The sequence below is a fragment of the Pedobacter quisquiliarum genome (assembly GCF_014642175.1).
Lineage (GTDB): Bacteria > Bacteroidota > Bacteroidia > Sphingobacteriales > Sphingobacteriaceae > Pedobacter > Pedobacter quisquiliarum.
The window spans coordinates 19,140-34,640 of sequence record NZ_BMIL01000010.1 but is presented as its reverse complement, the minus strand read 5'-3'; the positions used below and the strand labels follow the sequence as shown (position 1 = coordinate 34,640).

13 protein-coding genes are annotated in these 15,501 nt (G+C 40.2%); all 13 read right to left on the bottom strand.

Annotated features, from left to right (window positions below; all coding sequences use genetic code 11):
* Positions 1-4,182, bottom strand: coding sequence for a DUF5977 domain-containing protein (locus tag IEW69_RS14180; protein ID WP_188627536.1), 4,182 nt, complete (start codon positions 4,180-4,182; stop codon positions 1-3).
* A 556-nt stretch (positions 4,183-4,738) separates the two neighbouring features.
* Positions 4,739-5,902 carry a type II secretion system F family protein gene (locus IEW69_RS14175; protein WP_188627535.1) on the bottom strand — a complete coding sequence of 388 codons (1,164 nt, stop codon included), beginning with the start codon at positions 5,900-5,902 and terminating at the stop codon, positions 4,739-4,741.
* Positions 5,893-6,417 (bottom strand): PulJ/GspJ family protein, encoded by a 525-nt coding sequence (locus IEW69_RS14170; RefSeq protein WP_188627534.1) that lies wholly within the window; start codon positions 6,415-6,417, stop codon positions 5,893-5,895. The genes IEW69_RS14175 and IEW69_RS14170 overlap by 10 nt, the downstream gene beginning before the upstream one ends.
* Complete coding sequence (locus tag IEW69_RS14165) at positions 6,398-6,727, bottom strand: hypothetical protein (protein ID WP_188627533.1); 330 nt, start codon at positions 6,725-6,727, stop codon at positions 6,398-6,400. Before IEW69_RS14165 ends, IEW69_RS14170 begins: the two co-directional genes overlap by 20 nt.
* Before the next feature lie 26 nt (positions 6,728-6,753).
* On the bottom strand, positions 6,754-8,004 hold the full coding sequence (locus IEW69_RS14160) for a hypothetical protein (protein WP_188627532.1): 1,251 nt from the start codon (positions 8,002-8,004) through the stop codon (positions 6,754-6,756).
* Position 8,005: 1 nt separating this feature from the next.
* The gene (locus IEW69_RS14155) at positions 8,006-8,551 is read right to left on the bottom strand and encodes a toxin-antitoxin system YwqK family antitoxin (RefSeq protein ID WP_188627531.1); all 546 of its coding nucleotides are present in this window, start codon (positions 8,549-8,551) and stop codon (positions 8,006-8,008) included.
* Positions 8,551-9,036 carry a hypothetical protein gene (locus tag IEW69_RS14150; protein ID WP_188627530.1) on the bottom strand — a complete coding sequence of 162 codons (486 nt, stop codon included), beginning with the start codon at positions 9,034-9,036 and terminating at the stop codon, positions 8,551-8,553. Before IEW69_RS14150 ends, IEW69_RS14155 begins: the two co-directional genes overlap by 1 nt.
* A 5-nt stretch (positions 9,037-9,041) precedes the next feature.
* Entirely contained in the window at positions 9,042-9,995 is a 954-nt protein-coding gene (locus IEW69_RS14145; protein WP_188627529.1) for a fibronectin type III domain-containing protein, read from the bottom strand.
* Positions 9,996-10,010: 15 nt separating this feature from the next.
* Entirely contained in the window at positions 10,011-10,529 is a 519-nt protein-coding gene (locus IEW69_RS14140) for a hypothetical protein (RefSeq protein WP_188627528.1), read from the bottom strand.
* A 4-nt stretch (positions 10,530-10,533) separates the two neighbouring features.
* A complete protein-coding gene (locus IEW69_RS14135) occupies positions 10,534-11,589 on the bottom strand; it encodes a hypothetical protein (protein WP_188627527.1) in 1,056 nt (351 codons plus the stop codon).
* A complete protein-coding gene (locus tag IEW69_RS14130) occupies positions 11,589-13,532 on the bottom strand; it encodes a type II secretion system protein GspD (RefSeq protein WP_188627526.1) in 1,944 nt (647 codons plus the stop codon). Before IEW69_RS14130 ends, IEW69_RS14135 begins: the two co-directional genes overlap by 1 nt.
* A 23-nt stretch (positions 13,533-13,555) precedes the next feature.
* The gene (locus tag IEW69_RS14125) at positions 13,556-15,007 is read right to left on the bottom strand and encodes a GspE/PulE family protein (protein WP_188627525.1); all 1,452 of its coding nucleotides are present in this window, start codon (positions 15,005-15,007) and stop codon (positions 13,556-13,558) included.
* Positions 15,004-15,462 carry a hypothetical protein gene (locus tag IEW69_RS14120; RefSeq protein ID WP_188627524.1) on the bottom strand — a complete coding sequence of 153 codons (459 nt, stop codon included), beginning with the start codon at positions 15,460-15,462 and terminating at the stop codon, positions 15,004-15,006. The genes IEW69_RS14125 and IEW69_RS14120 overlap by 4 nt, the downstream gene beginning before the upstream one ends.
* Between the last annotated feature and the right edge of the window lie 39 nt (positions 15,463-15,501).

Below are 15,501 nucleotides of genomic sequence, written 5' to 3'. Positions count from 1 at the left end.
CTAGAAGCAAGTTCCTTTGGTATTTGCATTACTCTGTCCATTCGCATTTGCCTCAGCCATAGCTTTTGCGTCTGCATCTGCCTGGGATATGGATGAAGTGTACTTTCCAGCTGGCACTTGATAATAAACCCTTGATCCTATTTGTCCAGATGGGCAGACTTTTTGGAATTCTATGGATAAATCTGTATTTGCATAAGCAACCTTAAATGGTATTTCCATGACATACCCCCCTTGGCAGCTGGAATAACCTGGTATTGTACCTCGGACAACATCATAGTACGGCCCCTCACCAACACCCTTTAAATTAGGTTCTGTTAGTACCACTTGTCCTCCTACTTTTTTCTGGCGTTTTTCATAAAAAATAGTTCCGGCTTGGTACAAATTATTGTATAGCTCGATTGAGACTACATCTCCGCCGTTTCGCATTTCGTTTGTGTATGGTGACAATGAAACAGTGAAAGTTTTAGACATTTCACCAGCTTCCAGGTTAATTGACCCGAAAAATTGCTTTCCGGATTGCATATAGAATACATAATTCACTTTAACTGCAAAATTCGAATATGGTCTAACAATAGTCGCGGTTGTAAAATTTGTAGTATTCGGAGCTGACTGTATGTTTATCAATCCGTAGCCAGAGGTCGATGGAGGGGCGACGTTCAATTGTTTTATCTGACAATACGACTCAACAGGTTCCCATATCACCTCTGTTTTCAGCCTGCACTTACCATTAGCATTAGCATACTGCTGTCCATTTGCTGTTAATGCAGCAGTAGCTTTATTTTGAGCATCTTGATAGCTTACTGTTGAAAAAAATGACCCTTCCTCGATTTCATATTTTACTGTTGTTCCATAATACTGTGAACTGCAGTTATTTTTAATAAACGTGCCTGATAATTTAGTGTTAGTATATATGATGGGAAGGCCACCTAATGATCTTGGAGTGGGGATATTATACTTGTAGTTTTTGGTGATCGCTAAATTATGATCCTTTTCGTTCAACAACCTTTGGAAACTATCATACTCAAAAACATTAAAATTGCCATTACTTTGACCAGTTGCTTTTACACCGACTAGCGGTTCGTGCAGGTAGGTGTTCATCATTGCGGATGCTGGGTGAAGTCTTAATTCATCTATGATAGCATCACTTGATGTTAAGGTAATTATACCATTAATTGGAGTCACCGTATGGGTAAAAAACATCCACCCATGGCTATTTGCAGCATTTGTAGTAGTTGGACCCGAACCATTTACTGAACAAGATTTCTTACCCCAGTAAGACACAACATACGGTTCCTGAGAGAGACCTGATTTTGAAATCGGTTCGGACAACTTAGCAAAGTCATAGACCTTCTCACCAACAACACCAATATAGAAGGGAAATACATCTTGGGTTCCTGATTCATTATAGGTCCAATTGCCCTTACTTCCATACTCAAATGATGTATAAGCAATTTGACCTGAACCGGCATTTTGAACTTCAGCTATCAAGTAACTTTGCTTCCGATCCCAAATGAATGCATTTTTCCGCTTATTATCCACCAAATACTCTAGCGCGTTTCCATTTGCGTCATAAGATGTATAGCTTATCCTTTTCTTGAAAACGGAAGGGATAGTTAGCAGCCCACTTCCATTTATAGATGATGCCTGATAACCGCTAATAGGCTGATCGGTTTCCAAGCGGTATTCGTCTTTTAATAGCTGCCTATTGTCATAGTATGTTTTAAGCTCACCTCCTACCACTGATTCCAATCCAGATGGCACTTTTACACTTACCGTTTTCTCAATAGGAAATGAAACCGCATTTAAATTTTGAAGATTTTTGATTCCTGATCCACTTGTTGTACTAACAGAAGCATTATAATCATCAGCATACTTAAATTTCGTGATTAACGTGTCTCCATTTGATTTCAAATTTTTAATAATGGATGGTTGAAAAGAATTGTTGTACTTATATTCAGTATATGTCTCTAGATTCTTGGAGGTACCATAAGTCTTTTCCGTACTTGAAGTTGGTAAATAGGCACCCGTATAAAGATTATAAAAGGAATATGAATACGGTCTAGGAAAATTTCCCGAATAGTAAAAAGGTTCTGCTAAACCAGAGAGTACGAATGACTGGACGACATTTAGCCCTATGTTTGAAACCGTTTCAGGCTTAATCGAAGTGTAATAATTGCTGATCTCTTTCTTTAACTTATAATTTGGACCATTAAGCTTTTCATATTCTTTAAGATTTAGAAGCTTTCCTCTTTTCCAATGATTAGATTGAACTTGGGGCATGATGCCAGAAGTATTATTAATTACAGGAATATCACTTGCCATACTAAACTCATGCACCTTTTTACCCAGGTTGACTTCTGGGGTGCCTATGTATTCTGTTACAAAGGGGTAAAAGACATTTGAGTCGTCATATTCATTTATACTGTAAGAAATATTTGAAGAGTAAACCGTATTATCACTGGTTGTTTGATATGGAGGAGAAGCAACGTATGAGCTAGTTCTTGTTGGTGTAAAGTACAATGTTTTTAGTGTGTTAAGTAAACCTGTTCCAGATTCCTTATTGTTAAAAGTTCCATATTTGTAGCTTTTTATTATAGGCTCAGCTCCTAGGCTCGGGTAGGTTAAGATCGATTGTATACGTACACCACCTCCAATCGTGTCCCTTACCGAACTCGAAAATTTATTTGGCTCATAATTGAAAATGGTGTAGCCTCCTGTTGGATACTGAATTCTTTTAAGTATGTTGCTTTGAACTACATTGGGATTAGGTGCCCGGTTTGCGTCTCCAATTTGAGCTGTGTTGGTTAAACTTGGAGGTACACCAATGCGATAGGGAATAATCGTTCTGGGTACTAAGGTGCTATTATGTTCTCCATTATAGTACCCCCAATAATCTTGAGCTTTCTTGAAATTTGGATGGTTTGGTTGATCATTATAAGTAAACCTGTAAGTCTGTCTGTCCTGGTAATCGTACCGACTTACTATTATGGAGTCCAATCTTAACCTTGAAGATGGTGAGCTCCCAAAATAGCTGTAAAAAAAATGTATATTCTTAAGTAAAATTTGTGCTCCAAGATTGTCCTTTGCATAAACATTTATGTGATCTAAGCTCCTGGCTGACAAATCATTTCTATCATACAAAGTTAAAAACTCTACTTTACCCCGTGGGAATTCGATTTTCTGGAGCAAACGCTGATTTACAGAGAAGTTAGAACTTGTTGTTGTATTTTGAATTGAGGAACTAGGTGGTGGGGGTGGAATCTCACAACATCCAGTTGTTCCATCATTCCAAATATTATCTGTGACAGATACATTATCAATACCTTCAACACTAAGTTGGACATTGTCGGCTGACTGATAATCAAAAGAAACTGTATCCGATTTATCAGCAGAAATCATATGTGTTAGAAGCCAACTTGAAGCATAAGTGTCTACCTTGCCACCAAGTTCCGTTGTAGATAATTCGACAACGGATTCGCCATTAAGTTTTTTGCCAAAAAGATAATTGTTGCCCTGTTCATCCAGCATGTTAAATCTAAATAAGTGTGAGGTAGCCTCAGGAATCAGATCTCTTGTAATACGGACTGGTTCAGACGGGATTAAGACCGGTGTAGTTGAATTCTTGTAAAGAAAATTTCCGAACTTACCAGGCACACTATATGAAAAAACATCTGGTTCACCATCTTGATCATTTGTTGAAAGAGACTTTAAGTATAAGTAACCATCAAATGTATTTGGGTTGACTTGAGCGGGTGTTTTTAGTTGGTAATCGGGCCTTAATATTCCACGTAAATCATCTTTCCCCTTTACACTCCTGGAGATCTGACCACCTACATTCAGGCTCCAACCCAAGCCCACCCAACTGGCTACATCGCTTACTTTGACTCCTGATGCATGGTAAGATAAGTTTATTGGAATATCAAACTTCTTAGACTTAAGATCAAATAGTGGAATAACTATCTCTGGAACCCCGTGAAAAAGGTTTACCTCGAAATTTCCATATTTTTCTATGGCTGCCACATTTGGCGATTTCGGAGTAACTACAATTGGCTTTGGCGCTAAACTACTTTGCCCTAATGCTAGGTTTGAGCATAAAAATAAACAAAAATTAAAAAGACCTAATAGTAAAGATAGGAATACACTTTTGTGGTGCCTTTTAAGAAAGTTTTTGGGATTTTGCATCTTTTTGAGGTTAATGGATGAGGTGGTTTAAACAAATATATTTCAACACAGTGCAACCAACTTGCACTACCAGAAATAGTTGAAATTCTTCTAAGAAATTTTCAGTAGTTATCTAAGAATGAAAATGGACAAACAGATACGTTCAGGAATACGACCACACAAGTAGAATTCATTCGATGACTTCACAAGTGAAGCTCTTATCAAAAAAACTGCGGTTAACCGCTATAATTACCATCCACATTGGGCGTGGGTTGAGAATGCGCATCGAAAGAGGGGCTAATACGCTTAAATGATATAATTACATATCCTTCTTCTGCATAGAAATATGTCTTTTTGTGCCGATTATATTCTATGGGCGCGTTAAAAATATCCTTCATGTGACTCAGCGTAAAGTGCAAGGTCCTTTTGGAAATACTAAGTCGTTTTGCAAATAGATCTGGACATCCGGTGGATTTGTGCCTAATTAAGAAGTCGATTGTGCTTACACGATTGAGGTCAATTCTCATATTGAACGTTAATTATAGGTTGGATTAGTTGTTAATACAGGTTTTTAATGTTAAAAGCTATTACTCATCTGAAACATCGGCAGGTACATACTTATAAGTATAAAACCCACCACTAGCCCAAGAAAAATAATGATCAAAGGCTCTATTAATTTGCTAAGCGTATTGGTCTGATATTCGACTTCCTGCACGTACTGATCACCTAAGTTTTTAAAGAAATCCTCAAGCTTATTGATCTCTTCTCCCACTTTCACGAGTTGTACCATTTTCGCTGGAAATACTGAAAAATCGGAAAGGCTATCATGAAGTGATCTTCCTGACATCACACTCACTTCTGTTTTCTCTAAAGCCACTTCTAATGGATAAAACCCAATTGTCTTTCGTGACAGACTTATTGCTTTTAACAATGGAATTCTTGAACTAATTAAAAGCTGCATGGTGTTGCAGAACCTTGCGAGATAAATCTTTAGCACCAAGTCTTTAACTACTGGTATTGCTAGTACCAATCTGCTTAACATCGCACGAACTTTTTTCTGATTTTTATACCGGAAATACACATAGATCAACACTCCAATAGATAGCATAAATGGGAGAACGATTGCTGACATCAGTCCCGAAGCGCTGATTACCAACTTTGTCATCCAAGGCAGTTCTCCTCCAAAGCGTCTGAATACATCACTGAACATGGGTACGACAAAGCGAAGCATGAAAAATACTGCACCAAAGGATGTTGTAAGCACAATTGCGGGATAGGTCAGCGCGCTGGCTATCTTGCGGCGCTGATCAACCTTTCGCTTATAAAATCCACCAAGCTCTTCCATAACAATCGCCAGATTTCCCGTTTCTTCTCCTATCTGTATACTTAGTACATCGTATTCAGAAAACTTGGTGCTCAACGATACTGCCTTTGATAAAGAAATTCCAGCTATAACAGCTTCTTTTATCTTTTTGTAAACGGCCAAATATTTATCTCCTGAACCTTCTATTGTTAGTAGATCAAGACTATTTTTTAGATCTATACCCGACTTTAAAAGCGTACTCAGTTCAAAAAAGAAGTCCTCTTTTTTTTGGTCAGGTAATTGCCCGGAGCCAAATCTGATATCTCTGGATAGTACATCACTTAACTTGTCAGAGAAATTGTTTTCACCACCTTTAGCAGAAGGTTTAGCTTCCCCTTTGTTTACCCGTTTGTAATCTGATATATCTATTATTTCCATAAAGGCTTAGGGCTTAAAGTTGCGTTTTGCAGAGAATCCTCCCAGTTAAATAGTTCTTCTTTAGAATATTCTTTTCTTGCACTAATGGTGGAGGGAGATTGTTCACTCTTAAAATGTAGTACGATATGATCTACAATTCCTTTATCAACTGAAAGACCTTCAAAGAATCCTCTAAAAGCAAGATCGTCCAATTTTATGCTATCAGACTTAAGTGGTGCTTTCCTGACTAGATAGTTTTCATTTAATGTGTAGTACACCGCGGCTGCTCCCATCGAGTCTTTTAGGTAAAAATGACTGCCATCAATCTCGACTAGTGATGAATGGCTAAAGTCCCGGGAAATAGCTTGTTTCATTAATTGCAGATCGGCTCCGGCTGATCTTTTAAGCCTATAATTTTCATACAACCTGGTGAAGATGGTTATAGAAGTATAAGCCATCCCTACAACTATAGCTGAGAATAACATGGCAAGAACCATCTCAATGAGCGTAAAAGACTTAATTCGTGCCGCTTTCATAATTTCGAATTAATTGCAAGTATTCAGTTATCAAAGTACCCTTGGGATCCTCAGCTAGAATGTTCATTACAAGAATGTCCGGCTGCTCTTCGCTCGCTCTAAAACTAACCTTATATGAAATTCCATTCTGGACCAGGTGAATGTCCCTTTTTTTATCTGCTTGCATTAAGCTGTCTGCAAGAAGTTCGCAATGGTTATCAGCACGCATTTTCTTATCCGAGGCTCCCGTAGAGGTAACTTTCATGAATATGACCATGCCAAATGAAAAGGCAATCATTAAGAGGACCAGAGCGACTAAGGTTTCAATCATCGTAGAGGATCTTAGCTTTCGGCTCGTTATTGAAGATGACATAATACAATTCCCGATTTTCTACTGCTGTTAAACATTTTAGAACCTGTATAATATTTTGACAAACTACTTCTGTCTATCCTAGCGTCGATGAGGTAGTTTTCGTAAATGATTGAGGAAATGTTAGCTGTCAGCCTGATGGCTGAGACGGACCCAGATACCGCGGACTTTTTACCTAGCTGTACATAGCCTTTAGACCAAATTTCCCCTTTGATGACCGAGCTATCCCCAATCTCAATATGCGGCATCATCTGGCTTCTGCTTTTCTCCCAGGCAAATAGCTGACCCTGCACAACGGAGTTCCGTCCAACGCTTATCCTGGGCTGAAATCCTGCAGTATCGGATTTGATTAAGACCAAAGCAGACGGATAGCTAAGCTTTACCGAATCTCCAACACTTATAGAATCTGAGGCAATGATTTGTAATCTTCCTTTAAACCCCGATAAAATTTTAACGTGAGGAGCAACTAGAATTACCTGGTCTAAACTGCTTAGCGCGTCAACCTTTATCAAGCTGTCTGATGAAATAATCACGTTTCCTTTGATTCTGCATTTTGAAATCAATGAATGTTTTACAGGCAGATGGATACGCATAATGCTGTCAAAGAACGAATTAGTTAACGAGCCCGGCAAAATCGGCTCATATTGAAGAGCTCTGCCTGATAACAGCTCATTAAGCTTATTGATTAAAATCGTATCGGGTAAGGGTAATTCACGCGTACTTTCAAGCACTTTGCCATAAACTAGCTGTTTTCCCTCATAGCTAGCATCACCAACGTATGCTGCTTTAATACCAGATTTAGGCAAGTAAGCAACACCTTCAATTCTGCTTTTGCCGCTAATGGATACAGGCCGATCTTCATCGGCGATATACAACGCTGAAATGGTATCCTTTAATGGTGAGCCAATCAACAAGGCTTTTTTGATGCTGTCACCGTTTTTAAAGCTGGTTACCAGTCCGAGCTCATATATACCCCACTGTCGTTTCTCTAATATTACACTGTCTTCCCATTCATCTTTACTTTCAAACAACTGAATGCGTTGTACCTTATCATAGGTAAAAGAGTCACGTAGTACTAGAAGAGATGCTGAAGTAACGTTCCTTAATAGCCTTTCATGACGGATTATCTTACTTTCATGCATTCTATACATATAGGCGGCAAGCAGAACCGATCCGCATATAATTGCGATAAGGATGGAAATGATCAAAGAGATATAAAGTGCTGACGAGCGTACCATATTACTTTTTTAATTTGATGAACCTCTTTATTCTACTTAGTACACTTACCTTCAATGAATCTGCTGACTCTACTTTCTTGAGTACCACCTTGCCTCCTTTGTACTTCAAAGTATCTTTAGGGTTGCCTGCAACATCATACTTAACCAAGGGACCATTAAGCTCTCCATCTTTAAAAAACTTTATTTCCTTAAGCCTGCCATCCTTTTCCCACCTTAGCCATCTGCCGGTTTTAAGTCCTTTGGCAAACGCTCCTGATGCGATCGGCTTCTTCGTTGCCCGGTCGTACTCCACGTATGGTCCATGTAATAGCTTTCCAGCATGATACCCTTGTGCAGTGTTAATTTTTCCATGTGCAAACCAGTAGTACGTACTACTAGCATTTGTTTTCGGACTCGGCTCGCCCTTAGCCAATCGAAAATTTATTGTACTTGTATCGCTATGCACCACAGCTTTCAAGGTTATATCCTCGGCCTGTTTTACTTCGACCGGTTTACAGCATGGTAGGGCCAGAATAAGCAGAGCCGCTATCGAGAATTGATTCTTCATTACTCTTTTTTAAGAACTTTTATGGTTCGGCCATTACTAACCCTAACGGCATTGTTTTCTATGTTCAATATTTTCATGCTATGCAGCATTTCTCCCTCTTTGAGTAAGCTTTCCACGCCCTTATAACTTAACACAGCAACCCTTCTATTACTAGATCCCCCTGCAACAAAACCCAGGTATTTCAAACTGTCAAGTGGATTTGGGACTTTTGCCATAACGGCTATACTTACAGTCTTTTCTTTGTTCTTTACTGTTGTATCTGGCGGCGTTTGAACCTGCCCGGTAAATGGATCCGGATATTTCAGCAGAAGTGTGAAAGTGTCTGGATACTGATAAGGCACCGATAGTTTGGCTTGGACTTTTGTACTTATAGTTATCTTTCTGGAATCTTTATCTTGCATTGCTAAAAAGACTTTGTACAGGATTAATCCCCATACAGCTAATACGATGGCTGCAAGAAAATAAACTGCCTTTTTAGACTTCATTTTAGTTATTGCGTAATGTATATAAAACTCGTAAGTACACTTGCTGGACCTTCATTCCCAGCTTCATCTACGGCAACAACATTCCAGTAAATGGTTTCACCCTGTTGCCCTGAGCTAAAGTTGTAGGCGTTGGCAGAAACAGTTAGGGGAAAAGCTGAACTATATAGTGTAGCACCATCACTCTTGTATAAAAACAATTTATACCTTTTTGCAGCTGGAACATTAGACCAAGTTATTCTAACCGGCGCACTGGATTCTACACCTTTGGCTGGACTCACCGGTGTAGGCACCCCAGGTGGCGTTCTATCATATGTCATAGTTCTGATATCTGACCATTTAGAACTTCCACTTGCATTTTGCGCACGCACCCGCCATCTGAAAATACCTTCTCTAGGGAAAGCATACTTAAACTGGTTTCCGCTTAATTCCTGATTATATGTGAGGGTAGCCTCATTTTCAAAATTTGCAGTGTCAATCTGAAGCAAATATTCATCCGCACCAAACAACCTATTCCACTCCAATGTAACGGTCGCTAAATTACTCAGGTAATTTGTTGATGGACTGGCAACGGATAACTTCTGATCATTCAAAGAAGACTCATGAATGATGAATTTTGCCGAAACGTACTTAGTACTGCTGCTCCCATTTTCTGCTCGGATCCGCCACTGGTAACGCCCAGGTTCAAGTGTCGTCTCAAAGCGACTTCTGCCCTCAATGAGGGTATCTTGTACCAGCGAAACTGCAGCGGAAAAATCTGGCGTTGCCACCTGCACCCGGTAGTACAAGGCATCCTGCACAGGCTCCCACCAAAACCCAACCTGATACTTGTTACTTTCACTGCCCTCGGCTGGTGCCACAAGAACCACTTTACGGTTTTCCAGTGAAGGCTCTATGAAGTCTTTACAGGCTAAAAACATCCCTAGTAGAAGGATAATGGGTATAAGTAGACTTCTTTTCATAGTTTATTCATGTTTTTATTGAGGTATACCTGTTACTAAAATGGTAAGCGTCGTATTAGATTCCCGAATAGGCTTCTGGTAAACTAACCCGGAAACTTTACCAATACCAGAAAATACTTCAAGCTCCTGTTGCAGGCTAATCAGGTTATGGTAGGTGCCAGACATTTCTATTTTCTGTATTAGAAGCGAATCTTTGTTGCTTGTAAATTTCTCCCATGGAGAGAAGGACCTCATGGAAACGTTATGTTTACTGCCAAGGGTGGCACAATGATTCCATAACTTGCTTTTCCATTTCAGCGTGTCAACTTCATACCTATCATATAGTTTGTTTATAGCGCTTGCCCTACTTTCTGTAAAAGCCGGGCTTATACTAAGCTGCTCTGACTGACCAGCCTGCATGAGCGTAGCATATGTTTTATAGCTATTCCATGTCTTGCTAATAGCAGTCGTCCACAACATGGCACACAGAAGGACACCGAGTAGAGGAGTAAACTTTAACATAAGCTTGAAATCGACTTTGCTTTTTATTCTCATGAACTTAATTGTTTAAATCCTGAATGTTTAAGGCAAGCATAAACTCGCCTCTACCGGATTCCTTATTATAATTATAGGACACTAACTCGCAATCTTTAACCCAGGTCATAGACCTGATTTTATGCAACCAGTTGTTCAATTCAGCTGCATCATTACTATTACCATTGATGAGAATTTTCAGGTTTTCATAGGCTACACCTCTCTCATCGGAATCTTTCCTCGTAAGTGGGTTGATGACAAATTGAGACATCCCGATAGTAACCGGCTTAGAAGCCATAACCCGGTCAGTAAGAAATGCTAGCGGATAGCCCCCGGTCCAACCTGTTGTTTTAATCAGAGATATCTTTTCAACTACATCTGATTCAATCATTTGATACTTTCCAACTTTATCAAGTGATAAATTTTGCTGCTGCCGCAACTGGGTTGCCTTTTCTGAAAATGTTGCATTTAGAAGGATATTTACAACAAGCGTTACAAAAACTAAACAAGCCGTAATAAGACCTGTTCCCTTAAGTTTTTCCTTTGCCCGGATCTGCTCCAGGTTACGCGCTAACATAGGTTGTGCTACTGCTACTACTTCTAGTCCGAGCAGAAGGTTAACACCAGCTTTCTTGAGCTCAGCTTCACCAAGATTCAGGCTTAATGATACAACTACGAATCCAAGGTCCGAGAGCTCATTCATGATTAAATCTGCTGCTTCTTTGCGGACCATGGTAATTCTTTGTGACTCACCAGAAAGCCACTGGAGATAAAAATCATCAGCTTTTGAATTAGGTAGTGTAAGATTGAATGCTTCCAGCGCTGAGGGTGTAGTCCCCACGGCTTCTTTTTGCAGAACTCCCTTTCCTGATAGCGTAAGAACCACAGGACTCCCGGACTGGTGCTGTTTTGCGAAATGCGTGATGTTTTTAAGATCAGCATTCTTTTTTGATACCGTTATTTTATCACCAGCGCAAGTTAGCTCGCAAGATGATAACGAGATCTTACCATTTCGATCCTGATTGATCGCCAGCAATAGGAGCTTGCCTAAGTGAAACACGTTATGGAGCGCAAGTTTCATTATTGATAAATTATGGTCGGCTTAATGAAAACCAGGGTGACAACCTTACTTTTAGTACGCTCTCTACTACTAAAAAGCCATTTTAGTACCGGTATCCTGGATAGTAGCGGTACTCCGCTGCCCGTCTCACTTCGCTCGGTTCGTTCCATACCACCAAGCACAATCATGTCTTCATTGTGTGCCCTGATAATACTCTCAAATTTACTTGTGCTGGTAGGCGGCGGGGCATTGGCGGGGGGCGTCCCAATAAAGTCTGAGATTTCAACCTTGATTCGCATGGTGACCTGATCATCTCCAGACACAACCGGATTAACCGTTATAGCAAGATTCGCATCCACTTTGTTAAACTGTTCAGTAAAGACAGTCTGCGTATTCACAGAAGAGAATACGTTTTGCGTTTTAGTGACGTAGTACCTTGTGGTACCAATGCTCAATGTTGCAGCGTGTCCGTTTAAGGTGCTGAGTTTGGGTACCTGCCTTATTTCAGCATTGTTATTTGCTTCAAGTGCACTGAGCTTCATATAAAAGTTTGGCGTCACCCTTCCAATATTGAATGTTTGGTTTGAGCCAATTCTTCCAAGAAACTCATTAATGGATCCAGATCCCAAGGTCATGTCCAGCCCTGATAAGACCTGGCCTTGGGTCCTTACCGTTGAATCGGCAATCCCTGCAGTAATGCCGGTTTTTACTGTATGTCCCTTTCGTACATCCAGGAGTGTAATCTCCAGTAGAACCATTGGCACAAGCTTGTCAAGCTCCCTGATATAACTTTCAACCTCAGAAATCTGGGGGGATGCTCCTGATATTAATAACGTATTCTGCTCTCTGAATTCTTTGATTTCAAGACCACGCTTTAACTCCGCAGGGATCATCATCATAACCGTATCCACAGATCTGTACTGCAGTTGTAGGACTTTATTTCGCCTTAATCCCTCTAGTCTTCTGTCACCAATTAAATAAATCCCATTTTCTAGCTTGTAGGTGTACTCCGTTCCATTAAACATGGCCGTGAGAAAATTATCAAAACTCATGTTTGTGACTTTTGTGCTGATGTTCCCCTTGAGCTCAGAATACAGAAAATAGTTTACGCCGATCTCATCTGAGGCAAATTTGACTAGGTCGATAATGGGAGCATTTACAGCGTTGATGTTGAGTAGCTTTCCTTTTGCCTCTACATTAAATCCGGTTGGTCCGCCGGTGCCACCCGAGGCTTGCTGCAAGGGTTTAAAGTTTTTTCTGACATCGGTGTTTTTATCTCCATTGATATATAGCTCCTCATCTTCTTTTAAGACCTGGAAGACAAATACCTGGTCGCTGGTTTTAGTAAGCTTTAGCTCATTTGCATAAGCAAGCTTTTCAAGCGCTGTTTCAAAAGGAGCATTGTTAAAGTATCCCGTCACTAATTTGCCGTTTAAAGCAAATGGGACAACAATGTTTTTACCAGACACCCGGCTAATCTTACGAGCTACATTTATCAGGCTGTCATTACTTAGTTCCAAAGACAAAGATCCATTTCCAGGATTATAAGTTACCGGAATATTCTTCTCCACAAATGGAGGCTTTACTACCAGCGGATTGTATGGGGATACCGTAATAATAGAACCGATCACGTTTATGTCCAGGTCATAATTTTCGGCCAGAAACAGCAAGATATTCAAGGCGTTTTCACTTGAAACATTACTTACAACCTTGATGTTCAGCATTGGGTCTACGTTAATGTTTAGCTGATTAGCCTGTGCAACAGCTCTTAAAAATTCTTGAATTGACACTCCTGATAGCCCAACCTGGACCTTCTGCTTAAGGCCAGGTACCGACGCAGAAAGGCCAACCAACTTTCTTTCCAAAGCATCCATACGCTCAACCTTGGTCTGCTGCGCTACCACAGGCAGGTGGAGTAGCAATCCAGTTAAACAAAGCAGGAAAATTTTGTAAAAATTCTTCATTATCTTTTCTTATCAGGTATGGGTCAGTTCAGTAGTAAAGGATATATCTCCTCAAGAGAAGTCTCACCGGCAGCAAACATATCGAAGGCGTTCTCGGCCAAGGATTTAATTCCCTTTGCCTTTAGCACAGACGCTGCATTCATTTCTCCTGACTTTATGAGCATAGCAAGTTCATTATCTATTGGAAGAACTTCATACACAGCTTTTCGGCCTGAGAAACCAGTGTTATAGCAGTTGTCACATCCCCCTGAAACAAAGTGGGTCTCAAGTTTATAAAATGGACTGAAATTACCTGGGTAACCGCTTCCATTGAAAGGCTGAGATTTCTTGCAATGCGGGCAAAGCAGGCGTACTAAGCGTTGCGCTACTGACATGTTTAAGGTACTCGAGGTCAAAAAAGATGGTATTCCCATATCCAGTAACCTTGACACTGTACCCCAGGCAGAATTGGTATGAATAGTGGATAAAACCAGGTGTCCCGTCATTGCAGCCCTAATCGCCATGTTTGCTGTTTCCGGGTCCCTTATCTCTCCTACCATGATTACATCGGGATCCTGACGCAGAAAGGTTCTAAGTGCCGAGGCAAAGCCAAGACCTATATTCTCTTTTAGCTGAACCTGATTAATGCCCTCAAGCGTGTACTCAATAGGGTCTTCAATTGTTAAAATGTTTCTGGTAGACTTATTAAGCAGCTTTAATGTCGCGTAAAGCGTAGTTGTCTTACCGGATCCTGTTGGCCCGCTGATTAGCACAATTCCATTGGGCCTTTGTACGCCATCCAAATAGGGTTTTAGGTCCTTCTCTGAGAGTCCTAGTTTCAGCAGATCAATATTGGTTGCATCATTGTTCAGAAGTCGGAGTACAATCTTTTCTCCATGCAACGTCGGCAGTATTGATACCCTTATATCAATTGCACTGGTTCCAAGTTTATAAGTTATCCTTCCATCCTGGGGTAGGCGTTTCTCTGCAATATCAAGATTTGCAAGTATCTTGATCCGGTTTATGATAGCGGGGTATTCTAGAAGATTGACCTTATAACGCTCTATAAGTAGTCCATCTATTCTTATACGAACGCGGCACTGTTGCTCAAAGGCCTCAATATGAATATCACTGCTTTTAAGTTTTTTAGCTTCTTGAATCAGTTTATCCAGGAAATTATCAGAGGCATTATCATGCTTTAAATTCTCAACACTGGAAGAACTGTTTTCTTTAAGATAGTACTGGTTCAGCAGTTTAGATAGCTCATTATTAGATATAATCTCAAGAATTACTTCCCTACCGAGTATTATTTCCAGTTCATCATGCAAAGATTGTTTGTCATCATGAGCATCGGAGCTTTTTTCGTCCTGTCCTATGTAAAGGCACAAGGCCGTGCCTTTAATATCGAAAGGAAATATTCTATACTGCCATGCAGTCTCATTATCGAGTTCATGGAGCAGCTCAGGACGATGCGTATAGGTTTTAACCTCGATCATTGCAGGTAACTATTTAGCCAGGTGACATTATTTAAAGAGATCTCCGTCAGTGAACTAATCAGGATCAAACATCCTAAGAGACCACCTTGAAACCCTGCAAGTGGTACCGTAAAATTTTGGGGTTTCTGCAGCTTGAGATAAATACCTGCGCAGATAGCAATCAGCACAAGGCTAAAAATATAAAAGGCCAAAAAGTTCAGCGGTGGAAAGTAGAAGGCGAGACATATAAGCAGCAGGATATCTCCTAATCCCATATGTGCTTTCATTAGGTTAATCCATTTTCCAGCCCTAATGCTTATTATGACTGTTGCTGATAAGTAGTTGATTCCTAAAAAAGCAATGTTAATAAGGACTTCAGTTGAGCTTAAATCTCTATTCAAGATAAATAGAGACCCGCCGAGCAGCGGGAAAGCGTACCATGTTATCGCACGATACTTTACATCCTGATACGTCATAAAAGCAAGTATGAGGATAGCTAAGAGGTTAATACAGAG

Excerpts from the sequence above, each read along its gene's own strand:
- IEW69_RS14155 (WP_188627531.1), bottom strand. The coding sequence starts at position 8,551 with ATGAAGAATCAATTCTCGATAGCGGCTCTGCTTATTCTGGCCCTACCA.
- IEW69_RS14120 (WP_188627524.1), bottom strand. The coding sequence starts at position 15,462 with ATGACGTATCAGGATGTAAAGTATCGTGCGATAACATGGTACGCTTTC.
- IEW69_RS14170 (WP_188627534.1), bottom strand. The coding sequence starts at position 6,417 with ATGAAAGCGGCACGAATTAAGTCTTTTACGCTCATTGAGATGGTTCTT.
- IEW69_RS14145 (WP_188627529.1), bottom strand. The coding sequence starts at position 9,995 with ATGAAAAGAAGTCTACTTATACCCATTATCCTTCTACTAGGGATGTTT.
- IEW69_RS14180 (WP_188627536.1), bottom strand. The coding sequence starts at position 4,182 with ATGCAAAATCCCAAAAACTTTCTTAAAAGGCACCACAAAAGTGTATTC.
- IEW69_RS14150 (WP_188627530.1), bottom strand. The coding sequence starts at position 9,036 with ATGAAGTCTAAAAAGGCAGTTTATTTTCTTGCAGCCATCGTATTAGCT.
- IEW69_RS14130 (WP_188627526.1), bottom strand. The coding sequence starts at position 13,532 with ATGAAGAATTTTTACAAAATTTTCCTGCTTTGTTTAACTGGATTGCTA.
- IEW69_RS14165 (WP_188627533.1), bottom strand. The coding sequence starts at position 6,727 with ATGATTGAAACCTTAGTCGCTCTGGTCCTCTTAATGATTGCCTTTTCA.
- IEW69_RS14140 (WP_188627528.1), bottom strand. The coding sequence starts at position 10,529 with ATGAGAATAAAAAGCAAAGTCGATTTCAAGCTTATGTTAAAGTTTACT.
- IEW69_RS14160 (WP_188627532.1), bottom strand. The coding sequence starts at position 8,004 with ATGGTACGCTCGTCAGCACTTTATATCTCTTTGATCATTTCCATCCTT.
- IEW69_RS14125 (WP_188627525.1), bottom strand. The coding sequence starts at position 15,007 with ATGATCGAGGTTAAAACCTATACGCATCGTCCTGAGCTGCTCCATGAA.
- IEW69_RS14135 (WP_188627527.1), bottom strand. The coding sequence starts at position 11,589 with ATGAAACTTGCGCTCCATAACGTGTTTCACTTAGGCAAGCTCCTATTG.
- IEW69_RS14175 (WP_188627535.1), bottom strand. The coding sequence starts at position 5,902 with ATGGAAATAATAGATATATCAGATTACAAACGGGTAAACAAAGGGGAA.